The sequence below is a fragment of the Bacteroides caecigallinarum genome (assembly GCF_021531075.1).
Taxonomy (GTDB): domain Bacteria; phylum Bacteroidota; class Bacteroidia; order Bacteroidales; family Bacteroidaceae; genus Phocaeicola; species Phocaeicola caecigallinarum_B.
In genome coordinates, this window is the sequence record NZ_JADYTJ010000008.1 from 68675 (window position 1) to 93142 (window position 24468).

The 24468-nt window shown below is 39.7% G+C and carries 20 protein-coding genes and 1 pseudogene; 17 read left to right on the forward strand and 4 right to left on the reverse strand.

From position 1 onward, the window contains the following. Positions 1-45 precede the first annotated feature (45 nt). The 8 genes from I6E11_RS04000 (at position 46) to ettA (ending at position 9055) form a co-directional block, all read left to right on the forward strand. The gene (locus tag I6E11_RS04000; protein ID WP_235336523.1) at positions 46-1554 is read left to right on the forward strand and encodes a Do family serine endopeptidase; all 1509 of its coding nucleotides are present in this window, start codon (positions 46-48) and stop codon (positions 1552-1554) included. 185 nt (positions 1555-1739) lie between these two features. Then, on the forward strand, positions 1740-2600 hold the full coding sequence (locus I6E11_RS04005) for a sigma-70 family RNA polymerase sigma factor (protein ID WP_235336524.1): 861 nt from the start codon (positions 1740-1742) through the stop codon (positions 2598-2600). A 146-nt stretch (positions 2601-2746) separates the two neighbouring features. Then, a complete protein-coding gene (locus I6E11_RS04010; protein ID WP_235336526.1) occupies positions 2747-3154 on the forward strand; it encodes a hypothetical protein in 408 nt (135 codons plus the stop codon). A gap of 77 nt (positions 3155-3231) precedes the next feature. After that, positions 3232-4482 carry a clostripain-related cysteine peptidase gene (locus I6E11_RS04015; RefSeq protein WP_235336527.1) on the forward strand — a complete coding sequence of 417 codons (1251 nt, stop codon included), beginning with the start codon at positions 3232-3234 and terminating at the stop codon, positions 4480-4482. Between the two features lie 19 nt (positions 4483-4501). Then, positions 4502-5155, forward strand: coding sequence for an HAD family hydrolase (locus I6E11_RS04020; protein ID WP_235336528.1), 654 nt, complete (start codon positions 4502-4504; stop codon positions 5153-5155). Between the two features lie 92 nt (positions 5156-5247). After that, a complete protein-coding gene (panB, locus tag I6E11_RS04025; RefSeq protein ID WP_235336530.1) occupies positions 5248-6069 on the forward strand; it encodes a 3-methyl-2-oxobutanoate hydroxymethyltransferase in 822 nt (273 codons plus the stop codon). Between the two features lie 112 nt (positions 6070-6181). Next, positions 6182-7354 (forward strand): MFS transporter, encoded by a 1173-nt coding sequence (locus I6E11_RS04030; RefSeq protein ID WP_235336532.1) that lies wholly within the window; start codon positions 6182-6184, stop codon positions 7352-7354. Between the two features lie 12 nt (positions 7355-7366). Continuing rightward, entirely contained in the window at positions 7367-9055 is a 1689-nt protein-coding gene (gene ettA / locus I6E11_RS04035; RefSeq protein ID WP_204404804.1) for an energy-dependent translational throttle protein EttA, read from the forward strand. A 97-nt stretch (positions 9056-9152) separates the two neighbouring features. Here ettA and I6E11_RS04040 read toward each other — a convergent pair whose 3' ends face one another. Then, positions 9153-10523: an ATP-binding protein gene (locus I6E11_RS04040; protein ID WP_235336533.1), complete on the reverse strand. Its 1371-nt coding sequence runs from the start codon at positions 10521-10523 to the stop codon at positions 9153-9155. 414 nt (positions 10524-10937) lie between these two features. Between I6E11_RS04040 and I6E11_RS04045 the strand changes: the two genes are divergently transcribed. From I6E11_RS04045 to I6E11_RS04070, 6 genes and pseudogenes are all read left to right on the forward strand, one after another. Then, positions 10938-13397, forward strand: coding sequence for a DsrE/DsrF/DrsH-like family protein (locus I6E11_RS04045; RefSeq protein WP_235336534.1), 2460 nt, complete (start codon positions 10938-10940; stop codon positions 13395-13397). 3 nt (positions 13398-13400) lie between these two features. After that, positions 13401-13778: pseudogene (locus I6E11_RS04050) on the forward strand (MarR family winged helix-turn-helix transcriptional regulator). A 24-nt stretch (positions 13779-13802) separates the two neighbouring features. Further along, positions 13803-14177, forward strand: a complete 375-nt coding sequence (locus I6E11_RS04055; RefSeq protein ID WP_235336535.1) for a NifB/NifX family molybdenum-iron cluster-binding protein — start codon at positions 13803-13805, stop codon at positions 14175-14177. Between the two features lie 168 nt (positions 14178-14345). Continuing rightward, entirely contained in the window at positions 14346-14801 is a 456-nt protein-coding gene (locus tag I6E11_RS04060; RefSeq protein WP_235336536.1) for a hypothetical protein, read from the forward strand. A 21-nt stretch (positions 14802-14822) separates the two neighbouring features. Then, the gene (locus I6E11_RS04065; protein WP_235336537.1) at positions 14823-17036 is read left to right on the forward strand and encodes a DUF8426 domain-containing protein; all 2214 of its coding nucleotides are present in this window, start codon (positions 14823-14825) and stop codon (positions 17034-17036) included. A 366-nt stretch (positions 17037-17402) separates the two neighbouring features. Next, positions 17403-18332, forward strand: coding sequence for a 5-methylcytosine restriction system specificity protein McrC (locus I6E11_RS04070; protein WP_235336538.1), 930 nt, complete (start codon positions 17403-17405; stop codon positions 18330-18332). Between the two features lie 83 nt (positions 18333-18415). Here I6E11_RS04070 and I6E11_RS04075 read toward each other — a convergent pair whose 3' ends face one another. Genes I6E11_RS04075 through corA form a run of 3 tightly spaced genes read right to left on the reverse strand, consistent with a single transcriptional unit; the run spans position 18416 to position 21330 of the window. Continuing rightward, positions 18416-19609, reverse strand: coding sequence for an esterase (locus I6E11_RS04075; RefSeq protein WP_235336539.1), 1194 nt, complete (start codon positions 19607-19609; stop codon positions 18416-18418). Positions 19610-19638: 29 nt separating this feature from the next. After that, positions 19639-20286, reverse strand: coding sequence for an endonuclease III (gene nth / locus I6E11_RS04080; RefSeq protein ID WP_204507673.1), 648 nt, complete (start codon positions 20284-20286; stop codon positions 19639-19641). A gap of 6 nt (positions 20287-20292) precedes the next feature. Beyond that, entirely contained in the window at positions 20293-21330 is a 1038-nt protein-coding gene (gene corA / locus I6E11_RS04085) for a magnesium/cobalt transporter CorA (protein WP_235336540.1), read from the reverse strand. Between the two features lie 521 nt (positions 21331-21851). On the opposite strand from corA, the gene I6E11_RS04090 reads away from it, so the two are divergent. The 3 genes from I6E11_RS04090 to I6E11_RS04100 all read left to right on the forward strand — a co-directional run. After that, positions 21852-22796, forward strand: coding sequence for a DUF6175 family protein (locus I6E11_RS04090; protein ID WP_235336541.1), 945 nt, complete (start codon positions 21852-21854; stop codon positions 22794-22796). Positions 22797-22802: 6 nt separating this feature from the next. Further along, positions 22803-23759, forward strand: a complete 957-nt coding sequence (locus I6E11_RS04095) for a hypothetical protein (protein ID WP_235336543.1) — start codon at positions 22803-22805, stop codon at positions 23757-23759. Between the two features lie 22 nt (positions 23760-23781). Beyond that, the coding region (locus tag I6E11_RS04100) for a hypothetical protein (RefSeq protein ID WP_235336545.1) at positions 23782-24468 on the forward strand (687 nt) is incomplete at its 3' end.

Below are 24468 nucleotides of genomic sequence, written 5' to 3' on the forward strand. Positions count from 1 at the left end.
ATGTTAAACAAGTAGTGAAATTAACAATTTAATATAGATAAGATTATGAAAACAGTAACTAAATTTGCGATAGGAGCAGCTTCAATGGTTGCAGTAAGTGCAGGAGTTGCAGGTGTTACGGCTTATGTCGTATCTCAGAATAATCAACCGAAAGAAAGTCAGACTTTTTTTGAGTCATTCAATACAATGCCTTTGACTCGCGCTGTTGCAATGGATTCAAACAGCATGCAGCCAGTGGATTTGACAAAGGCGGCAGAAAGTTCATTGAATTCTGTAGTACATATTGTTGCTACACAGAGAAGCAAAGTACAGACAATACAGCAAATGCCTGATATTTTCGATTATTTCTTTGGAGACGGTCGCGGACGTCAGCGTCAGATTGAAACTCCGGAACAGAAAGGCTTTGGCTCAGGTGTGATTATCTCTAAAGATGGATATATCGTAACCAATAATCACGTGATTGATGGAGCGGATGAAATCAGTGTAAAACTTCAGGATAGTAGAGAACTCAAGGGTAGGGTGATAGGTACCGACCCGACTACCGACCTTGCTTTGGTTAAGATTGAGGGTGATGATTTTCCTGCAATACCGGTGGGAGACTCTGATAAATTGAAAGTAGGTGAATGGGTATTGGCTGTTGGTAATCCGTTCAACTTGGGTTCTACCGTTACTGCTGGTGTGGTTAGTGCTAAATCTAGAGGTCTTGGTGCAAATCAGGTAGAATCGTTTATTCAGACTGATGCCGCAATCAACCAGGGAAACAGTGGTGGTGCATTGGTTAATGCGCGTGGAGAACTTGTAGGTATCAATGCGATGTTGTTCTCTCCAACAGGTGCTTATTCAGGATACGGATTTGCAATTCCTACAAGCATTATGACTAAAGTAGTGACAGACCTGAAACAGTATGGAACTGTACAGCGTGCGTTGCTTGGAATCGGTGGTAGAAATATGGGTGATGAAAATATGAACTATCCTGATGAAATCAAGAAAGAACAAAAGGAACTTGGAATAAATGAAGGTGTACAGGTGGCAGAAGTTACTGAAGGTGGTTCGGCTGATGGTATTCTTAAGGTAAATGATGTTATACTTGAATTGAACGGTAAGAAAGTCAAGACAATGGCGGATCTTCAGGGATTGCTTGCTCAATATCGTCCTGGTGATAAGGTCAAGATAACTGTATTCCGTGACAAGAAAGAGAAAGAATTCACTATCACTCTTAAGAATGCACAGGGTAATACTAAAGTAGTCAAGAAAGCTGATATGGAAATTCTTGGAGCTGCATTCCGTGCTGTGCCAGATGAATTGAAACGTCAGTTGAATTTAGGATACGGTGTTCAGGTGACAGGTGTTACTGAAGGTAGAATGGCCGACAGTGGTATCCGTAAGGGATTCATTATCCTGAAAGCCAACGGCAAACAGCTTAAGACAGTTCAGGATCTTGAAGACGTTATGAAGGCAGCATCACAATCACCAGATCAGGTATTGTTTATGACAGGAGTTTATCCTTCTGGCAAGCGCGCAAATTATGCAGTAGATTTATCTCAAACAGAATAATATAAACAAATAGGTATATAGATTGATTAATTAAGGTAAGAGATTTTAAGAGGCGTTTTATGTAAGATTTGCATATACGCCTCTTTTTATCATTTGCCTATAAATAAAAAAGTTATAATATTGGATAGAATAATTGCTGGTTTCTACATAATTTTATAACTTTGCACCCAAATCGATTTTAAAGAATGAGACAATTAAAGATTACCAAAAGTATCACTAACCGAGAGAGCGCTTCTCTGGATAAGTATTTGCAGGAGATAGGTCGTGAAGACTTGATCACAGTAGAAGAGGAAGTAGAACTTGCCCAGCGCATTCGTAAAGGGGACAGAATTGCGTTAGAGAAACTTACTAGAGCCAACTTGCGATTTGTCGTTTCTGTTGCAAAGCAGTATCAAAATCAGGGATTGAGTTTGCCTGACTTGATTAATGAAGGAAACTTGGGTTTGATTAAAGCTGCTGAGAAGTTTGATGAAACACGTGGTTTTAAATTTATCAGTTATGCCGTGTGGTGGATTCGTCAGTCAATACTTCAAGCATTGGCAGAACAGTCAAGAATCGTGCGTTTGCCTTTGAATCAGGTTGGTTCATTGAACAAGATAAGTAAGGCATTCTCTAAGTTCGAACAAGAAAACGAACGTCGTCCTTCACCTGAAGAATTGGCAGATGAGCTTGAAATTCCTGTAGACAAGATTTCAGATACTTTAAAAGTGTCAGGAAGACATATCTCTGTGGATGCGCCTTTTGTGGAAGGCGAAGATAATAGCTTGCTCGATGTGTTGGTGAATGATGATTCGCCTATGGCGGACCGTTCTTTGGTTAATGAGTCACTTTCGAAGGAAATCGACAGAGCACTATCTACGCTGACCGACAGAGAGAAGGAGATAATCCAGATGTTTTTCGGTATAAACACGCAGGAAATGACGTTGGAAGAAATCGGCGACAAATTCGGGCTAACACGTGAGCGCGTACGTCAGATTAAAGAAAAAGCTATCAGAAGATTAAGAAATAATTCGCGTAGCAAGCTGCTCAAATCTTATTTAGGATAAGATAGAGATTGATTTCCGAAAAGAAATACAGAATCAGGTTTTCATTAGCTTGGTTCTGTTTTTTGTTTCTGTATGTTAAATTATGAGCATACGTTTTCTGTTTTAATCATAAATGATTACTTTTGTCACATTATAAATAATTGATTATGCAATATATAAAGTTGTTATGTTTTTTGTTTGCAATATCGATAGTGGTCGGTGCTGCAGCAAAGAAATCAAAAGATAAGAATAAATACGGAGTTTATATGGTGGGGGTATCAGCATCTTTTACTGATTCTCTTGTCTATATCACAGATATTCAGTTTCTAGATAGTGCTGTAGTCGATAGCAAAGGCTTTTTAGTTGGACGTTCACAGTATAGTCTCCAGCTAAAAGATTATTTGGAAACTAAGGAGAATGGCAAGAACCGTACATGCTTTATGTTTTTCAATGTAAAGAAGAATAAACTTCAAAAGGAATTGTCACAACTGAAGGAAAAGTATAAAAAGGGTGGTAGCCTGGTGTTGAAAAGTGTAAACCCTGAATTTAAGTTTGAGAAGGCTGAAATGTATTAGTCTTCATGTTTTGCGTATCGTTATGCTTTTTATATGGCATTACGATGCGTTTTTGTTTTTATGTATTTTATAAAGGAATGAAGAAATTATTATTTTTAATCTTGTCTGTCATAGTATTTGTTTCTTGTTCGGATGAGATTCCTGAAGAAAAAGCAACTCTGAAATCTGGAAGAACAGTGTTGGCGTATTTGATTTCTAATAATAACTCTACAAACTTAGATAAGTATTTGAAACAGAATCTTGTTGACATGTATTCCGGATTGGCGCAAGCTAAAGATTCATGTACTCTTTTGGTGTATTACCGTCCATACAGCAGTGATGCCGACGGTTTGGAAGGTCCTAGTCTGTTGCAGTACAATTCGGATGGTAAAGGAAACATAAACAATAAGCAATCTCTCGTCGGACAAGATTTGACAGCTGCTAATGTTATAAAAGCTGCTTCCATAAGTGTTTTTCCTGATGAAACACATAATGCTTTAGACAAGAAAACGATGTCCCGCGTTTTGGAGCAAATGTTAAAACTTTCTCCATCTACAAATTATGGTATTATTTTCGGATCTCATGGCACTAGCTGGATGCAGGGGAATGAAGTTGTAGGCAGGTCGTTTGGTGATGATGCAGGATATAACATCAATATTCCTGAAATGGCTGACGTGCTGGAGGAAGTGTTCAGTGGTAAACAGTTGGATTTCATTCTTTTTGATGCATGTATGATGGCTACAGCGGAAGTTTGTTATGAGTTTAAGGATGTAACAGATTACTTGATAGGGGCTGTTGTGGAGACACATGTTTATGGGCATCCTTACGATGTAATTTTGCCAAAACTGTTTAGAACTACTGTTCCATATGATGAAATATGTAAAGACTATATTGATTATAGTAGAGAATTGGAAGCATGGGGAACTTGTGCTGCTGTAGATTGCAGTAAGATGGATGATTTGGCAGAGGCAGTTGCAAACAGTTTGGGTGAAAATTCGGAAAAGCTACTCACTTTGGATATTGATGATATTCAGCAATATGGGGTTGGTTCATTTAAATATTTCTCATTTGATATTGTAGACTGTTTTAGAGTCCTGAATGATGGAAATACAGTAGCACTAGATGATGTTATAAATAAAGTAGTAGTAGCAAAAGAGGCACTATATGGAATACAATATCCTACGGTAGGAAATTCGTTGTATACAATCGAAGAAGGTCACTTTTGTGGTATAGGAATGTATCTTCCATACAAAGTGGAAAAGAGTTCATGGAATTCTTATTACGAAACACTCTCATGGTATAAAGCGGTTGGATGGGAACGTTATAAAACATTATTGACCGACAAGTAATAACAGAAGAAACTAAACAATGGATAAAACTAAAAATATAGCCGCTCTTTTCGATTTTGACGGCGTGGTGATGGATACAGAATCGCAGTATACAATATATTGGAACGAAGTAGGACGTAAATATCATCCCGAAATGGAGAATTTCGGATTGCTTATTAAAGGACAGACATTAACTCAGATATACGACCGCTTTTTCAAGGGTATGGATAATGCCCAGGCGGAAATTACTGCCGGGCTGAACAAATTCGAAAGTGAAATGAAATACGAATATGTACCTGGAGTGGCTGGTTTTATGAAAGAACTTCGCAATAATGGTGTGAAGATAGCTATCGTGACAAGTTCCAACGAAAAGAAAATGGCAAATGTCTATGCATCACATCCCGAGCTTAAAGATTTGGTGGACAGGATTCTTACAGCAGAAATGTTTACCCGCTCTAAGCCTGCTCCGGACTGTTTCCTTCTTGGAGCAGAGGTTTTCGATACAGTACCTGCCAACTGTGTGGTTTTCGAAGATTCGTTTCATGGCTTGCAGGCAGGGACAGCTGCACAAATGGCCGTTGTGGGATTGAGCACTACTAATCCTGAAGAGGCGATAAAGGACAAATGTAATGTAGTTATTCCTGATTTTACAAACTTCACTTATCAGGATATGATTGCGTTGCTTGAAAAGTGATTCGGCAAGTAAAATCACACTTAATTTGTTTAAATGATATAAAACATCTAATTTTGCCGAGTTTTTAAACTGACTTAAATAAAAAAGAAAGTATGGCAGGATATTTATCTGGTGATGTGCGTAAGGTTACCACACACCGTTTGACAGAAATGAAACAGAGAGGCGAGAAGATTTCTATGCTTACCTCATACGATTACACAATGGCACAGATTGTCGACGGAGCCGGAGTTGACGTTATCCTTGTGGGAGACTCAGCATCAAACGTAATGGCAGGAAACGTAACAACACTTCCTATCACAATAGAACAGATGATTTATCACGGAAAATCTGTTATGCGAGGCGTGAAACGTGCTCTTGTAGTAGTAGATATGCCTTTCGGAACATATCAGGCAGATGCGTACGACGGTGTACGCAATGCTATCCGCATCATGAAGGAAACTCACGCTGATGCCTTGAAACTGGAAGGTGGCGAAGAAATCATTGACACTGTAAAGAAGATAATAGGTGCAGGAATGCCTGTAATGGGACATTTGGGACTTATGCCTCAGTCTATCAATAAATACGGAACATATACAGTGCGTGCCAAGGAGGATGCTGAGGCTGAAAAGCTTATCCGCGACGCACACCTTTTGGAAGAGGCAGGATGCTTTGCACTTGTACTTGAAAAGATACCGGCAGCATTGGCTACGAGAGTTGCTTCAGAGCTTACAATCCCTGTAATCGGTATCGGTGCCGGAGGTGGAGTTGACGGACAGGTACTGGTGGTAACAGATATGCTAGGAATGACAAAAGGCTTCAGCCCTAAGTTCCTTCGCCGTTATGCCGACCTTCACACTGTTATGGCAGATGCTATAGGTCAATATGTAAGTGATGTGAAATCTAGCGATTTCCCTAATGAATCAGAACAATACTAATTCAAAAATATAAGAAAAGGACTAATAAATGAAGAACGTAAAGCCTTGCATTAATAAAGGTTTGAGTATCTTCATTTGTTAGTCCTGTGTTTTTTCTATTTAAGTGTAATGTATGTTTAGTACTTCTTACAATACTCCGGAGCAGGTATTCTGGAATAAGAACTTCATACTTCTTATTCTGTCCAATGTATTGTTATACATAAGCGTCTACATGCTTTTTCCGGTGTTGCAGGCCTGGATTACAGGCAAATGGGGATATTCACCAACAGGGGCCTCTTTAGTGTCGTCTTTGTTCGGAATAGCACTGTTCTTGCCTGGAGCAGTCAATAATTATCTTGTAGATGCATTTAAGCGAAAAAATGTGTGTACGCGCAGCATCCTGCTGTTTGCTCTTCTCGGATTACTTTATCCGTATGCCGATCAGATGTGGATGATATACGCTCTGCGTGCTCTTCAGGGAGCATTATTTGCCATTGCTCTCATGGTTACCGGAAGTACGCTTGTCATCGACGTTACACCAAGCACTTTCAGAAGCAAGGCCAATTGGGTGTTTGCTTTCTCTGGAGGTTTGGGTATGCTTTTGGGTGTATCCGGCGGATTGTATTTATCTTCTGTTTTCTCCTTGAACAATATGATGTATATATCTGCAGGCTTTGCCGGTGTGGCATTGTTTCTTGTGTCGATGGTTAATGTATGTTTTCGTGCACCTCTCGAACCGCCTTTGTTCTCTTTCGACAGGTTCATACTTTTCAGAAACATTCCTCCGGGGATAAATATGATGACAGTACCTTTCGTTTTGGGAACGGTATTGGCATATAATCCCGATTCTTTTTTCTATCTTTGTATTGCACTTGGATTTGTCATCTTCTGGTTTATTCCAAGAGCGATAAAGAAGGAGGCCGATGATATAGTGCGTGTTGTGACAGGATATGTATTCATGACTCTTTCGCTTTATCTCATTTCGGCATATCAGCATCATCTTGTTCTGTGTGCAGCAGGGGTTATGATGGGGCTTGGTGTAGCTTCTGCAATGTGTCAGTTTCTGAAGATAATGATAAAGTTGCCTAAACATTGCGAGCGCGGCACGGGATACCACACCTATCAGTTGATGTGGGAAATAGGTATAATGATGGGAGTTGCCTTAGGATTTTACGTATGCCGGTATTACGAATCCCAGCCATTGACTCTGGCAGGTGGAATATGTATGGCAGGTCTGATATGCTATCTCCTGTTTACGCGCAGATATTTTCAGAAAAGAATGGATAATAAATCAACAATTAAATAAATAATAAAGAATATGGCAGACGACAAAAAAATTATCTTTTCGATGGTCGGAGTGAGCAAATCATTCCAGAACAACAAGCAGGTATTGAAAGACATCTACCTATCCTTTTTCTATGGAGCTAAAATCGGTATCATAGGTTTGAACGGTTCCGGTAAGTCAACTTTGATGAAAATCATTGCCGGTATCGAGAAAAGCTACCAAGGCGAAGTTGTGTTCTCGCCGGGATATTCAGTGGGATATCTTGCTCAGGAACCACAGCTGGACGATACAAAGACAGTGAAGGAAGTAGTAATGGAAGGTGTTCAGCAAGTCGTAGATACACTGGCAGAGTATGAAGAAATCAACAATAAATTCGGTCTGCCGGAATATTACGAAGACCCGGAGAAGATGGATGCACTCTTTGCACGCCAGGCAGAACTGCAGGATATAATCGATGCTACCGATGCATGGAACCTCGACAGTAAGCTGGAACGTGCTATGGACGCACTGCGCTGTCCGCCTGAAGACCAGTTGGTGAAGAACCTTTCGGGAGGTGAACGCCGTCGTGTGGCATTGTGCCGTCTCCTCCTTCAGAAACCTGATATCCTCCTTCTTGACGAGCCTACCAACCACCTTGATGCAGAAAGTATCGACTGGCTGGAACAGCATTTGCAGCAATATGAAGGTACGGTAATTGCCGTTACCCACGACCGTTACTTCCTCGACCACGTTGCGGGATGGATACTTGAACTTGACCGTGGTGAAGGTATTCCATGGAAGGGTAACTATTCAAGCTGGCTTGAACAGAAGACAAAACGTATGGAGATGGAAGAAAAAACTGCCAGCAAGCGTCGCAAGACTCTCGAACGCGAGCTTGAATGGGTGCGCATGGCTCCTAAGGCACGTCAGGCTAAAGGTAAGGCACGTCTTAACTCATACGACAAACTCCTCAACGAAGACGTTAAGGCTAAGGAAGAAAAACTTGAAATCTTCATTCCTAACGGACCACGTCTCGGTAACAAGGTTATTGAAGCCAAGCACGTGGCTAAGGCATACGGTGACAAGCTTCTGTTCGACGACCTCAACTTCATGCTTCCACCTAACGGTATAGTAGGTGTCATCGGTCCTAACGGTGCCGGTAAGACAACCCTCTTCCGTCTGATTATGGGACTTGAAAAGGCTGATAAGGGCGAATTTGAAGTAGGAGAGACTGTAAAAGTGGCATACGTCGATCAGCAGCACAAGGATATCGACCCTAACAAGAGTGTATATCAGGTGATAAGCGGCGGAAACGACCTTATCCGTATGGGTAACCGCGATGTCAATGCCCGCGCATATCTGAGCCGCTTCAATTTCTCAGGTGCCGACCAGGAAAAACTATGCGGAATGCTTTCTGGTGGTGAGAGAAACCGTCTTCACCTTGCAATGGCACTGAAAGAAGAAGGCAACGTATTACTTCTCGACGAGCCTACCAACGATATCGACGTAAACACTCTTCGTGCCCTTGAAGAAGGTCTTGAGGATTTTGCAGGATGTGCCGTAGTAATCAGTCACGACCGTTGGTTCCTCGACCGTATCTGTACTCACATCCTTGCTTTCGAAGGAAATAGCGAAGTGTTCTACTTCGAAGGATCATATACCGAATACGAAGAAAACAAGATGAAGCGTATGGGTAATGTGGAGCCTAAGAGGGTACGTTACCGCAAGCTGATGGAAGATTGATAGATATAATGATAAATATGATTAAAGCCGTTGGAGATAGTTCTTCAGCGGCTTTAATTTTTTTATTTTGGTTTTAAGTTCAATAAAAGCTAATACTTTACAAGAGTCCTGCCATATAAACAGGAAGACATAATATATCTTTGTCTTTGCGTACATCTTTTGTATATAAAAGATAACGGTTCTTTATTCTTGACGAATATTTTTCCTGAAACTTATCTAATGATTTATGGGAATTGTAACCCGATGACTTGACTTCAATTGGGCAGATTTTATCTTTTCGGGATAATAAGAAATCTACTTCATAATTGCGTACAACAGGGTTGTCCTCTGCATTGACTTTTTCAACTTTTTCCTTAAAAGTATAATAGAATAATTCGTTTCCTGAACTTTTTAGGATTTGTGCAATAACATTTTCATAAACATATCCCAAATCTGTACTTAATTTATCGGAAAGTAATTTACGATATATGTCATTGTCGGTGTAGTCTTTATCCATAAATGCTAAAGTTACAAACAATCCTGTATCATTCAGGAACATCTTGAAACAATCATAGTCTGCATGAAGTGGTAAGCCTACACTTGGATCGTTAGCATGATATGCAAAATTCACAGTCATCGAATCCGCCATATCCATCAATAATTCTCCAAGGCGTGAAGCTGTGGCATTTTCTATTATGCTCCCGATCTTATAACGCATTGTGTTGCGTGATAATTCAGAAGGGATAGAGAGAAAAAGTCGTGAGGCTTTACCTGTAGGGTCTATTTTTCGGAAATCATCCATATATAATTCCAGAATATTTCGTTTAATTGCATCTACAGTAGAGAAATCATTTGAGTTTAAATATTCATTCACAGCTTGTGGCATTCCTCCAATGAGCATGTATAAACGGAAATCTTTCATTAATTCCCTGTTTACAGCATCCCCCATTGATTTTAGATTGTTGAATGAATATTGTATAAGTTCGAATGTTGGAGCCTTATTTACTGCCCAAAGAAATTCTTCGTAGTCCATTGGATACATTGATATCCTGGTTTCTTCGCTTGGTATCAGAATGCCTTTTACATTCTTTTTGATTGAAAGTAGGGAACCGGTTTCTATATAATCGTATCTATGGTCTTTTACCAAGTGTTTTATTGCCTGTCTTGCCGGAGGGTAAAGTTGTACTTCATCAAAAATTATAACGGATTTTCTTTGATGCAATGAGGTGTTGAATAGTGATTGTAAACGTAAAAAAAAGAAGTTAAGATCGGATAATTGATTAAACAATTCTTTTACGCTTTTGTCTGCTATTGAGAAATCAATCAGAATATATGATTCATATTCTTTGCGTGCAAATTCTTCAGCTATAGTTGATTTGCCGACACGTCGTGCTCCTTTTATTAATAGAGCGGTATTACCGTTGCTTTCTGCTTTCCATTTGAGCATCCTATCATATATCTTTCTTTTGAATATTCTATCTGCTGCCATTATAACTGATAATTACATTGTTACGTGTACTAAAATACTGTAAATTCATGATATGGCAAAATGTTTTAGATTGTTTTTGTCGTAAAATGGAAAATGTTTTTAGTTGTTTTTGTCGTAAAATGGAAAATGTTTGAAATCCTTTATACCATATATAAAATGAATATTCAAGTCACAAACCTGCAAATAACCTTACATAATCTATAAATACAACTTATATATTTATAGAAAATGTCGAATCGAAAGGGTTTTGTTTCCGTTTCATGATAGGTTTTATTAGGATGTTTAATCCCTTCCATATTACCCGTAATAAATGTTAATCATTTTGTTTATTGGGAAAATAGTTATTTCTTTACAAAAGTTTCCAATGGAAAATGTTTTAAGCGGTGAATGAAATAATAAAAACAATAATACATTATGAAGTATCTTATAGTAGGAGGTGTGGCAGGAGGAGCCACTGCAGCGGCAAGGATTCGCAGAAACACGGAGAAGGCTGAGATTATTATGTTCGAGAAAGGACAGTACATCTCGTATGCTAACTGTGGATTGCCATATTATATCGGCGGAGTGATAGACGACAGGAATAAACTCTTTGTTCAGACTCCGGAGGCTTTCGGAAAGAGATTCAACATCGACGTAAGGACGAATTCGGAAGTTGTTTCGGTTGACGTGAGGAAGAAGACAGTTGCTGTGCGTACCAAGGACGGCAGGGAATATACCGAGCAGTACGACAAACTTCTGTTGTCGCCGGGAGCATCGCCTGTGGTTCCGCCGTTGCAGGGAATAGACAGCAAAGGGATATTCACACTGAGAAACGTAAACGATACTGACAAAATCAAGGAATATATCGGCAAGAACACTGTAAAGCGTGCTGTGATTGTGGGTGGTGGTTTTATCGGTCTTGAGATGGCTGAAAACCTTAAACATGCCGGAATGGAAGTGGCTGTAGTGGAAATGGCAAATCAGGTGATGGGACCTATCGACTATTCCATGGCGGCACTCGTACACGAACATCTGCAGCAGCAGGGCGTGAAGCTGTATCTTGAACAGGCGGTTGAGTCTTTCAAAGATAACGGCACTTCGCTTGATGTAAACTTCAAGTCCGGAATCTCGCTTACTGCCGAGCTGGTGATACTCTCTATCGGTGTGCGTGCAGAAACAAGACTTGCGGCAGAGGCTGGATTGAAACTGGGAGAGATGAAGGGTATATATGTGAATGAATATCTTCAGACATCGGATGCCGACGTATATGCGGTGGGCGATGCTATAGAGTTCCCTCATCCCGTAACAGGCAAGCCATGGCTAAACTTCCTTGCTGGGCCGGCAAACCGTCAGGCAAGAATTGTGGCCGACAATATGGTGTTCGGCAACAAGGTGAAATACGAAGGTTCGATAGGAACAGCCATCGCCAAGGTGTTCGACCTTACGGTAGCTTCTACAGGTCTTCCTGCAAAGCGTCTGAAACAGATGGAAATACCTTACCTTTCTGCTACTATACATTCAGGTTCACATGCCGGTTATTATCCGGGAGCGTTGCAGATGGATATAAAGATTACTTTCTCTCCGGAGGACGGTCGTCTGTATGGGGCGCAGATAGTGGGTTATGACGGTGTAGATAAGCGTATAGACGAGTATGCTTTAGTTGTGAAAAACGCAGGTACAGTGTATGACCTTACAAGACTGGAACATGCGTACGCTCCACCGTTCTCGTCAGCAAAAGACCCTGTGGCTGTTTCAGGTTATGTGGCAGGAAACATCCTTTCAGGCAAGATGACTCCGCTTTACTGGCGTGAGCTTCGCGATGCGGATCTTTCTAAAGTCACTCTTATAGATGTGAGAACTCCTGACGAATATTCTTTGGGCAATATACACGGCTCGATAAATATCCCTCTTGACGATATGCGCGACAGAATGGGCGAGATACCGACTGACAAACCTGTATTCCTCTATTGTGGAGTTGGGTTGAGAGGTTATCTTGCATCGAACATTTTGAAGGAAAACGGGTTCAAGGATGTGCGTAATCTGATAGGTGGTGTAAAGACATACAAGGCTGCCGTGACAAAAGTCTGCACTCCCAGCGATGATGCCATGAAGTGTGCAGCCGAGGCAAAAGAGGCATGTTCGTGTGTAGTGGAACAGAGCGAAGCAAAAACCATAAAGGTTGATGCCTGCGGAATGCAGTGCCCCGGTCCGATATTGAAACTGAAAAAGACAATGGAAGGACTCAAACCGGGTGAAAGACTTGAAATATCAGCTACAGATGCCGGTTTCCCGAGAGATGCAGAATCATGGTGCCGTGCAACCGGTAATAAGTTCATATCTTCTTCACCATCTGCAGGTATATATAAGGTCGTAATCGAGAAGGCTACAGCATGTGCCGCAGAGGCAGTAAAGCAGCAGCCTTCGGCAGACGGAAAGTCATTCATCCTCTTCAGTGATGACCTCGACAAGGCTCTTGCCACATTTGTACTGGCAAACGGAGCAGCAGCCACAGGGAAGAAAGTTACTATCTTCTTCACATTCTGGGGACTGAATGCCATCAAGAAGGAACGCAAGCCGAGTGTACAGAAAGACATCTTCGGCAAGATGTTCGGCATGATGCTTCCTTCAAGTTCTAAGAAACTCAAACTCTCGAAGATGAATATGGGCGGTATCGGCTCGAAGATGATGAGATACATCATGAAGAACAAGGGTATCGAATCGCTGGAATCCCTCAGACAACAGGCTATCGACAATGGCGTAGAGTTTATTGCCTGCCAGATGTCGATGGACGTAATGGGAGTGAAGAAAGAAGAGTTGCTCGACAATGTAACGATAGGCGGAGTAGCCACATACATGGATCGGGCACAGGAGTCTAACGTAAATCTGTTTATCTGACGCATGGAGAAAATATCATGTATATGCAAGATGCGTGAACTTTATAAGGCTATCACCGAACTGGAGGATAGCCTTATGGAGATTTACGGCATATCACTCAACGAGGCTATGGTGATGTGCAGCATTGGCAGCAGGAAGGTTGCCGCAGGAGAGATTTCACAAATCACGGGATTTAAGTCGTCGCACCTCTCAAAAGTCCTTCGCTCGATAGAGGACAAGGGATTTTTGATAAGGGATTTCGGCGACAAGGACAAACGCCAGATTTATTTCTCTCTCACAACGTAGGCCATGCACTGTATGGAGAAACTGAAATGCGAAGGTCTGCCGGTTCCGGAACTCCTGACAGACTTCTTTGCGTGCGGTCATGGAGAAAAAATGTAAGTATTATTTTATTTTTATAGATATATGAAGAAAATAGCATTACCGACAAGAAATGGCAATATTGACGACCATTTCGGACATTGTGCGTTCTACACGATTATAACTGTCAATGACAATAATGAAGTTGCAAAAACAGAAATTATGCCTTCACCCGAAGGATGCGGATGTAAGTCGAACATTGCATACCAGCTTCAGGAAGATGGTGTGACACTTATGCTTGCCGGCAATATGGGTATGGGTGCCCTCAACAAACTGTCGTCTTGTGGAATCGAGGTAGTGAGAGGTTGCAGCGGTCCTGTGATGGATGTAGTTGAGGCTTATCTCAAAGGTGAGTTGAAAGACTCAGGCGAGGCATGCAGCCATCATGGCGACGACGGGCATGAGTGTCATAATCATTGATTTTAATATTGCATTAATATGAAAAAATGAGTAACCGGGGCTGGGGCTTGGGTTGCTCATTTTGCGTAGGTAGGGGATAAAAAATGATTCTCGGTTTGCACGGAAAGAGTTCTTTTACTAATTTTGGAGATACATTGCATTTTAGTCATTTATAATGAGGAAATAAAAATGAATGGAAGAGAAGACAGTAAACAGAATGATTTGTTCTTTTTATGCAGTTTAATAGAATATATCGGAAGGCAAACAAAAAATGAACGTAGTGTCATTGTCAATGCTTTAGGTCGGAAAGGACTGGAACATTATTATGAATTGGCTGAGGTATATCATTGCGAGAATATTGATAAGGTAACAGACGAAATCATTAATATGTATGGTATAGTTCCAGGACACTATGATAATGTATCAAAGGCTGAAGACGTTATTCCTACGCATTGGGATATTGGTAAAGTACTACAACGTATTATCCTTAAATTTGCTGATAATTCGGATGGAGACATAATTAGTGCCCTTATAAAAGTCTATAATTCATGGATTATTACAAAAATTGATGACTATAATAGTTCTATGTATTATGAGAATACAAGTTATCAGTATGAATCGTTATTGGCGGGGAAGGCCTTATAAATAAATTTAAATATCAATGCTATGGATAATTTGAAGTTAGAAGAACTGATTAGGGAATACAAGAAAGACTTTAATGATATAATACTAAAAGAGATTTATAAATGGAAGGCAGTTAAGTGCTTTCAGGATAATTGGAATATTGATTCAGAAGATTTTCCGACAATGTTGAAATTATCTCTTTCAAAAACTGATAATCTTTTATTATCAAGGAATAATTTCCCTCGTAGGATGATAAATAGTTATGCCGATTCATTTCCTGAAGAAGTGCGTGTGTTATTTAAAAATCTTTATGATGAAAGTCAAGATTTGGTAATGCGTATTGAGTCTTTTAGGAAAGGAATAGAGTCTGTTCATGCAAAATGGGATTCCGAAGGGAATAAGAATCATTATCAGACATATAACGTTATCAGTACATATCTATGGCTTCGTTTTCCAGATAAATATTATATATATAAACCATCAATAGCTCAGGAAATGTTTGAGAGACTTGTAGGGAAGATAAAACTACGTTCTCTTGGTGCTGAAGCTGTAGTGAAAACATATAAGCTATATGATGAGATTTCTGATGTTCTGGTAAAAGATGCAGAATTGCGTGAAATGTTTGAAAAATCAATGACAGCAGACTGTTATCAGGATTTGGATATGAAAACAGCTACTGTTGACTTGGCATATTATGTAAATAATTATATGAATAGAATGTCTTCAGATGCGCAGGAAAATCAAGAAGAGGTTAAGACGTGGATGTATGCTCCCGGAGAAGGTGCAAGAAAATGGGATGAATGTTTGGAAAATTCAGAAATGTATTTGGGCTGGGATGATATGAATGATCTTAGCCAATACTCATCTCGCGAAGATATGGTTAATCGTATGAAGGAAATATACGGTGCTAATAAATCGTATATGAATGATAGCCTGGCTACATGGGAATTTGCACAGGTTATGAATGTAGGTGATATAGTGTTTGCTAAAAAGGGACTTCATAATATAATAGGTCGTGGAGTAGTAAATGGCAGTTATGATTATGATGATGAACGGGAGGAATACAAGCATATACGTTCAGTAAAGTGGGAAAAGGTTGGTGATTGGTATATTGATGAACAGATAGTAATGAAAACCCTTACTGATATAACAAAGTATAAGGATTATGTAAAACGACTTAATGAACTTGTAGAAACCCCAATGGATGAAACGGAGGAACATTCGCAAAGGAACTATTGGTGGCTTAATGCCAACCCTAAGGTCTGGAGTATGTCTGAATGGGTAGTTGGAGAGATTCAGGACTATACTTTATTTAATGATAACGGCAACAAGCGACGTATTTATCAGAATTTTATTGATGCCAAGGAAGGTGATATTGTAGTATGTTATGAATCAAATCCTACAAAACAGATTTTAGGACTTGCCGAAGTGGCAAAAGCCAATGATGGAGAAAAGATAATGTTCAGGAAAACAGAGACATTATCTTCACCTATAGACTTTTCTACTATTAAGGAAATAGCGGAACTGAGAAATATGGAATTCCTTGTTAATCCTAATGGTAGTTTCTTTAAATTGACTTGTGCTGAATATGAGATTATCATTGATCTTATCAGAGAAAGCAATAAGTTGCCGGATGTTGTGCCTTTGGAGAAATACAGTAAATCGGATTTCCTTAATGAAGTATTCATGGATGAAAAGGATTACGATAGACTATCTCACCAGTTGAAAGTAAAGAAGAATGTAATTCTACAAGGGGCGCCAGGTGTGGGAAAGACGTTCAGCGCTAAAAGATTGGCCTATTCTGTTATGGGAGTTAAAGATGACAGTCGTATATGCTTCATACAGTTTCACCAAAATTATTCGTATGAAGATTTTATAATGGGATACAGACCTGTAGAAGATAAGTTTATTCTTCGAAAAGGAATCTTCTATGATTTCTGCACCCTTGCAAAGAATAATAGGGATAAGGACTACTTCTTTATAATTGATGAAATAAATAGAGGTAATCTGTCAAAGATTTTCGGTGAACTGCTTATGCTTATTGAAAAAGATTATCGTGGCGAAAAGAATAAGATGACACTGGCTTATACAGGCGAAAAGTTCTATGTTCCGGAAAATCTATATATAATAGGAATGATGAACACAGCCGACAGAAGTCTAGCTATGATAGATTATGCTCTTCGCCGAAGATTCAGTTTCTTTAATATCAAACCAGGATTTGAAACAGAAGGTTTTAAGAAAAATGTTCATCGGTAACAAATCCAAAACTTGACAAACTTGTCAGGAAGATAATAGAACTTAATAAAAAGATAATAGAGGATGATTCTTTAGGAAGCGGATTTGAAATAGGTCACAGCTATTTATGTTTTAAAAATCCTGTGGATGTTACTGATGATTTTTTAAGGGGAGTGGTAGAGTATGATATCATCCCAATGCTTGAAGAATATTGGTTCGATAATAAGAATAAAGTTAATGAATGGTCTGAAAAATTAAAATCAGCATTGAATGACTAGAGACAAAGGCATATTGATTCGCAATATTTATTATATGTTGACTTATGCTTTTCAGGAATTACGTAAGAACAACTATGATGATATTGCAAAGGAGGATTTCGAGTAGATATTGGAATTATTTGCTGAAATTCTGTATAAAGGTGTTTCGTTGCAGCTGAAACAAGGACTATATAAAGAATATGTAAATTGTCATGAAATATTACCTGTGTTGAAAGGACGTTTGGATATTGAAGATACTATCAACTGTATGATACAACATAAAAGTCTGTTGGGATGTGATTATGATGAGTTGTCAGAGGATAATATCTTCAATCAGATAATAAAAAGTACAATACTTTTATTGATTAGGAATAACAGTTTACGTCATAAATATAAAAAAGGCTTGCGTTCTATTTTGCCATTTTTTGGAAATGTTCATGAGTTAAATCTGATGACAGTAAAATGGAAATTACTGAAATTTCAGCGTAATAATCAGAATTACAGGATGCTGATGAATATATGCTATTTTATTGTTGATGGAGTTTTGATGACAACTCAGAAAGGCGAGTTTAAGATGGCTACATTTACTGATGAACACATGAACAAGCTTTTTGAACGTTTTGTGTTGGAGTATTACCGTAAGCATCACAAATATTTGAAGGCAAATTCGGATATGGTTGAATGGGATATTTATGATACAGAAAGCGCTGTTGTTGATTTTTTGCCTTCAATGAAAACAGATATATCATTACATAATGGAGATAAGACACTTATAATTGACACCAAGTATTATGGTAGTATGACTCAAACTCAGTTTGGCAAGGCTACTATACATTCTGGAAATATGTATCAGATTTTTACTTATGTTAAGAATAAGGATTGTGATAATTCCGGTAATGTTTCAGGCATGTTGCTGTACGCAAAAACGGAAGAGGAAACAGTTCCTGAACTTGATGTTGTTATAGGTAAAAACCGATTTATAGTTAAAACCCTTGATTTGAATCAAAGATTTGATGAAATATCCAGACAGTTGGATTTAATAGTATCGCTATATTTTTGAGTAAAAATAAGCATATAATAAGATGAGCAACCAAAACTATAAAACTTTGGTTGCTCATCTTGATGTAATATGAATTAATAGTTCTATTTGAAAATCATTGTAGCAAATTCAGACAGATATATTCTCCAGTTACGCCAGATGTGTCCGCCGTCGCTTTCCCTATACACATATTTGTAGTTGTGCTTGTCAAGCAGCTTTCTGTATTCCGCGTTGGCATCGTACAGGAAGTCTGTCTTTCCTATCGCAATCCAGTAAAGTTTTGGAGCGTCGCCAAACTGTCTTGCCAGTTTCTCTTCCATGTTTTTGTAGATGTCAGAATCTTTTTCCTTGTCAGGGAGTATTGCTGCAGAGAAAAGACCGACATAATCGAATTTGTCCGGATATTCTTTGGAGATATGGAGTGAATGATATCCTCCCATTGAAAGGCCTGCTATGGCACGGCTTGATTTTTTCTTCTCAACCCTGTAATTTTTTTCGATGAATTTCATTATTTCAGGGAATGTACTTTCCATAGTGCCTTCCATTGTTCGGGGAAGATTCATTGTAGGTTTATATAGTCCTAAAGAAGATTCTCCCGGAGCGGCTTCCTGATCTACATTTCCGTTGGGCATCACCACTATCATCGGTTCTGCCTTTCCCTGGGCTATCAGATTATCCATTATCTGTGCTGTCCTTCCAAGAGTAGTCCAGGCATCCTCGTCGCCACCCATTCCGTGAAGCAGATAAAGCACGGGATAACGCTTGTTGCTGTTTTCGTAGCCTGCCGGAGTATAGACAGTCAGTCGGCGGTCATATCCAAGCTTGTCGCTATGGTACCAGCGTTTTGTCACTGTTCCGTGAGGGACTTTATTCACGCCGTATAAATCGCCAGGCTCTCCTTTCACAATGAAAATATTGAAAACGGATGCTACATCGCGGCTCACATATACATTGTTCGGATCTGTCACTTTCAGACCGTCAACTATAAACGAATAATTGTAAAGCTCTGAAGCCAGAGGTTTTGGGGTGGTATATTCCCAAACACCATTCTTGCCTTCTTTCAGTTCTGCATCTCCCGGTACATCTACCTTGCCGAACTTAGTATCCATTTTTACAGTAGGCAGGAAGTCGCCTGTCACCTTTACCTGAACCGCTTTAGGTGCATGAAAACGGAAGGTTACAGTGTTGTCCGGATGTATTTCCGGTGAAATTATATTTTGTCCACCCCATAATGATTCTTGGGCAAAACAAGTCAGACTTATAAATAAGGCTGATAATAAAAGATTGAATTTTCTCATGGTGCTGTAAATGTTATTGTTTAAATAAGTTATTCAGGTTTGACTTTCAAAGATTCCTTGCATATACCGTTCAATCCGCATTCCGCGCATTTGGGCGAACGTGCGATACAAACATACCTTCCGTGCAGTATCAGCCAGTGATGTGCTTTCGGGACAATATCCTTTGGAATATATTTCATCAGGTAGTTTTCTGTGGCAAGCGGAGTTGTGCATGATTTTGGTACCAGCCCGATTCTGTGGCTTACGCGGAACACGTGTGTATCTACCGCCATTGCGGCTTTATTGAAAACCACGCTTTGTATTACATTGGCTGTCTTGCGGCCCACACCAGGTAGTTTCACAAGTTTTTCCAGTGTATCCGGCACTGTGCTGTTATATTCGCTTACGAGCATCTTTGCCATTCCAACGAGGTGCTTGGCCTTATTGTTGGGGTAGCTCACACTGCGGATATATTCGAATATCACTTCGGGAGTGCTTGCGGCAAGGGCTTCTGGAGTAGGGAAGTCATGAAACAACGGGGGAGTAATCATGTTCACACGCTTGTCCGTACATTGCGCGCTAAGTATCACTGCAATGAGCAGTTCAAAAGGGTTTGAGTAATGTAGCTCGGTCTCTGCCACCGGCATTGCCTTCTCAAAATATTCTATAACCTTATTGTATAATTCCTGTTTACGCATAGTCTGTTACCATTTTTTGTGTCTGAAAAAGAAGAAAAGTGAGATACCCATAGTCAGCATCAGTGCCCATGCGAAAAGGTATCCGTATTCCCAGTGCAATTCGGGCATCCATTCGAAGTTCATTCCCCATATTCCGGCAAGGAATGTCAGAGGGATGAAGATAGTGGAAACTATGGTGAGCTGTTTCATTATGTCGTTCAGACGTTGGTCGTTTCTTGAAATGTATAGGTCAACGATGGCTGTTATAAGGTCACGACAGCTTTCCATTGTCTGAAGTACGAATTGCAGGTGGTCGTTCACATCGTTGAAGAACGGACGTTGCTGTTCGTTCAGCAGTTCGTTGTCTGCATGAAACAGCTTGTTGATGTGTTCCTTCATCGGGAAGATGCATTTCTTTATTATACGGTAGTTTTTCCTGTATTTCTGTATGTTTTCTATTCCCGGCGCGTCCGGATTGTGGGGAACTATTAGGGCTTCTTCCATATCCTCCAGCTCGTCTTCCATGGTTGTCAGCACTGACATGAAGTTTGCCATGGAGCTGTTCAGTATCACACTTAGCAGATAGTCCGACTGGCGGTGACGAATCTTCAGCGTGTTTTTGTTCAGGGCGGAGATTATATCGTTGAAGAAATCTGTTTCTTTTTCCGCAAAGGTGAGTACATACGATTTCCCTTGAATGATACAAAGTTGCATTGGTTCGTAGTCTTTGTCTTTACTCATAGTCAGGAGTTTGATGATAAGGACATTGTAATCGTCATGCTCTTCTATTTTGGTCAGATGGTTGGGGTTCAGTATATCCTGTGTGGTGAGGAAATCTATTTCAAACATCTGGCATACGTTCTTTACCTTTTCTATGTCCTGCATACCTGTAACCTGTATCCAGTTTATTTCGTCATCGTTCATCAGCTCCCGCAGGTGCTCGAATTCTATGTCTTTGTGAAACGTTATGGATTCTTTCTTATATGAACACAGGTTTATTTTGGTGGGATACTTGTTTTCGCCCGTGTACCTAAGTTGTTCTGTAAGTAGGTTGTTTTTGGTCATTATGAAATTCATTTAAATATACGTTCAAAAGTAAAAATAATATGTGAGATTATTGATATTTACGGTTTACAAATTGACTATTCCTGTTAAAATTTAAACATTTTCTGATATCTAATTGATAAAAATGTATATATTTGCAAAGTCTATATTTGCTGAAAGCCCCTTAAGGGCATAGGTGGGTATGACACATATACATAAAATGCGTATCTGTACGCTTTGGTTTTGACGTGTTAGAACTTCGCAACTTCAACGGTAAGTCAAGAACAAAGCAACGGGAACGCCTTATGGGGTGTACTATATATACCCTCATTGTATCCATGCCTGTAGCGTGGGGACGAGAGGGAATGTTATATACATACACTGACGTGGGGCTTTCAGCGTTGCTCGTTTCGACTTACCGGGCAATGCGAAGGCCTTAACACGTGGAACGGGTAACAGACTGGCTCCACGTTTTTTATGTCTATGAAAACACTGTTATCAACACGCTTCATTGGAGCCGTGGGGCATCATAATATCATACTATGAGAGCGAAATCCTGGCTCATTGGCTTTGTATTATTATTTTCGTTTTGTGCGTTTGCCCAGAAAAAGCCTACCATTATGATTCTTCCCAGCGACAACTGGTGTAATCAGCGTTATTTCATGTCATCATTTTCCAATCAGGGAAGTACGGTTAAAGTTCCAAATTACCAACAAGCCTTTATGGAAGATACGGAGTTGCCACAAGTTATCAGTAAAGTAGGAGGTGTACTTACGGGGTTGGGTTATAGCTTGAAGGATGCTGAACAGGAAATAAAGAGCATAGCTACAAAAACAGCAGAGGACAATGTGACTTTCAGTAAGACAAGTGGTGCCACACTCAATGAAACTCCATTGGATGTACTCAAACGTCGTGTAAAGTCTGACATTATAATTCAAATATGGTGGAAACTGAATAGAGATTCTAAAGGGCATTCTGCATCCTTTACTCTCGAGGCCTTTGATACTTATACCAATAAGCGTATTGCTACATCTACTGGGACAACCAAGTCATCTAAAGAGGGCATTCCAGTACTTTTGGAACAAGCTGTGAAAGAAAATATCAAGCCATTTGACGAACAAATGTCGCGTTGGTATGACGAACAAAAGAAGAAAGGTCGTGAGATAGTCTTGACCGTGCGTTGTTGGGATAATTGGGAAAATGATTTGGAAACGGAATATGATGGTAATGAGTTGACAGATTGCATACAGGATTGGTTGGCTGAACATACGGTAAATTCTTCTTATAATTATAGCGATGGAACGGAAACTTTTGCTCAATTCGAACAGGTACGTATTCCGTTACTTGATGAACGTGGCAGGGCAATGGATGCCCGTGCTTTTGCTACAGAACTGAGAAAATATCTACAGAAACCACCATATAACATTACATCTAAAGTAATGATGCGAGGATTAGGAGAAGCCATTATTGTATTAGGAGAAAAATAGAAAGTTATGAAAGCACGCATATTATTATTGTGGATAATGGCATTCTGCTGTTCCGTTGCTCTATTCTCGCAAACCTTATCTGATGAAAGCCGCATTTCGCTGAATGCTGTAGTTGCCGATGAAGATATAACAGCAGAGGCGTGCAAAAACCTGGAAAACAAGCTCACACGTGCCATTGCCGCCAATGGCTATGCCGACAACGGTTACAGCGACCGCTTTGTGCTGACAGCCAAAGTGGATATTCTGTCAAAAGACGTGGTGCCGTCTACACCAGCCCGTATTTCCCAAAAGCTGGACGTTACTTTTATGGTTGGCGATATTATAGAGAATAAGGTATATTCTACCTGCACCGTATCATTAGCGGGTATCGGTACAAATGAAACCAAGGCGTTCATTTCCGCTTTCTCGAAAGTTAATCCCAATCATAAGGAGCTGCAGGCCATGCTGGTGGAAGCACGTCATAAAATTGTTACATTTTATACTGACCATTGCGATGAAATAGTGCGTAATGCTCAAACATTAGCAGATATGCAAAAGTACGATGAAGCTATCTTTCGTCTGATGTCTGTGCCAAACGTCTGTGCTGAATGTTTCCAAAAATGTCAAAGCGTTGCTTCTGCTATTTATTCCCGTAAAATAGACAGCGAGGCTGTCGCATTGCTGAATCAGGCTAAAACTGAGTGGATGAGCCATCCCAATGCAGACGGAGTACAGGCAGTTGCAAGTATTATCGGGCAAATAAGCCATCAGGCAAAGAACTATGATGAGGTAGTGGCTTTTCGTCAAGAAGTCTCTTCTAAGCTGGAGGCGGACGCCAAAAAGGAATGGGATTTTCAGATGAAACAGTATGAAGACAATCAGGCTTTCAAACGCAGTATTGTAGATGCCTGCAAAGCTATTGGAGTAGCTTTCGGTAACGGACAACCGAAAAATGTAACAAGGAACATTGTAAGCAGATGGTAATAATTTAAATCATTGGAATAATATGAAACATTTAAAATTATTTTTATTAGTATTTGTTGCATGTATTATTTGCAACGTAGTGTATGCACAACAAACAGATGAAGTGACATTAGTGGTTTCAGCCGATGGACCAACAAAAGATGAAGCAACAAAGACAGCCCTTCGTAGTGCTATAGAACAGGCGTATGGTACATTTGTTTCTGCAAATACAACTATTCTGAACGATGAGTTGGTAAAGGATGAAATTGTAACCATTTCAAGTGGAAATATCAAAAACTATTCCGAGGTATCATCTAATGCTATGCCAGATGGTAAGTTCTTCGTAACATTAAAAGCTACTGTAAGTATCTCAAAACTTGTAAGCTATGCACAGAGCAAAGGGGCTGAGACAGAATTTGCCGGGGCTACGTTCGGAATGAATATGAAGATGAAAGAATTGAACAAGCAAAATGAGAAGAAAGTAATTGATAATATGATTACTCAGCTTGAATCTTTGTCTAATTTGTTCGATTATAAGATAGAACTATTTAATCCTAAGGCACATGGTAATGAATGTATAGTTGAAGGGATGATATGGTTGTTATATAATGAAAATACACAACTTTATAATGATATATTATTTAAAACACTATATTCACTTACCCTATCTCAAAATGAACGTGAAGAATACGAACAAATGAATATTGATTATTATGAGTTCCAATTACCG

What these genes read in the sequence shown, in the direction of transcription:
- I6E11_RS04000 (WP_235336523.1), top strand. Translation starts at nt 46, where the DNA reads ATGAAAACAGTAACTAAATTTGCGATAGGAGCAGCTTCAATGGTTGCA.
- I6E11_RS04005 (WP_235336524.1), top strand. Translation starts at nt 1,740, where the DNA reads ATGAGACAATTAAAGATTACCAAAAGTATCACTAACCGAGAGAGCGCT.
- I6E11_RS04010 (WP_235336526.1), top strand. Translation starts at nt 2,747, where the DNA reads ATGCAATATATAAAGTTGTTATGTTTTTTGTTTGCAATATCGATAGTG.
- I6E11_RS04015 (WP_235336527.1), top strand. Translation starts at nt 3,232, where the DNA reads ATGAAGAAATTATTATTTTTAATCTTGTCTGTCATAGTATTTGTTTCT.
- I6E11_RS04020 (WP_235336528.1), top strand. Translation starts at nt 4,502, where the DNA reads ATGGATAAAACTAAAAATATAGCCGCTCTTTTCGATTTTGACGGCGTG.
- panB (WP_235336530.1), top strand. Translation starts at nt 5,248, where the DNA reads ATGGCAGGATATTTATCTGGTGATGTGCGTAAGGTTACCACACACCGT.
- I6E11_RS04030 (WP_235336532.1), top strand. Translation starts at nt 6,182, where the DNA reads ATGTTTAGTACTTCTTACAATACTCCGGAGCAGGTATTCTGGAATAAG.
- ettA (WP_204404804.1), top strand. Translation starts at nt 7,367, where the DNA reads ATGGCAGACGACAAAAAAATTATCTTTTCGATGGTCGGAGTGAGCAAA.
- I6E11_RS04040 (WP_235336533.1), bottom strand. Translation starts at nt 10,523, where the DNA reads ATGGCAGCAGATAGAATATTCAAAAGAAAGATATATGATAGGATGCTC.
- I6E11_RS04045 (WP_235336534.1), top strand. Translation starts at nt 10,938, where the DNA reads ATGAAGTATCTTATAGTAGGAGGTGTGGCAGGAGGAGCCACTGCAGCG.
- I6E11_RS04055 (WP_235336535.1), top strand. Translation starts at nt 13,803, where the DNA reads ATGAAGAAAATAGCATTACCGACAAGAAATGGCAATATTGACGACCAT.
- I6E11_RS04060 (WP_235336536.1), top strand. Translation starts at nt 14,346, where the DNA reads ATGAATGGAAGAGAAGACAGTAAACAGAATGATTTGTTCTTTTTATGC.
- I6E11_RS04065 (WP_235336537.1), top strand. Translation starts at nt 14,823, where the DNA reads ATGGATAATTTGAAGTTAGAAGAACTGATTAGGGAATACAAGAAAGAC.
- I6E11_RS04075 (WP_235336539.1), bottom strand. Translation starts at nt 19,609, where the DNA reads ATGAGAAAATTCAATCTTTTATTATCAGCCTTATTTATAAGTCTGACT.
- nth (WP_204507673.1), bottom strand. Translation starts at nt 20,286, where the DNA reads ATGCGTAAACAGGAATTATACAATAAGGTTATAGAATATTTTGAGAAG.
- corA (WP_235336540.1), bottom strand. Translation starts at nt 21,330, where the DNA reads ATGACCAAAAACAACCTACTTACAGAACAACTTAGGTACACGGGCGAA.
- I6E11_RS04090 (WP_235336541.1), top strand. Translation starts at nt 21,852, where the DNA reads ATGAGAGCGAAATCCTGGCTCATTGGCTTTGTATTATTATTTTCGTTT.
- I6E11_RS04095 (WP_235336543.1), top strand. Translation starts at nt 22,803, where the DNA reads ATGAAAGCACGCATATTATTATTGTGGATAATGGCATTCTGCTGTTCC.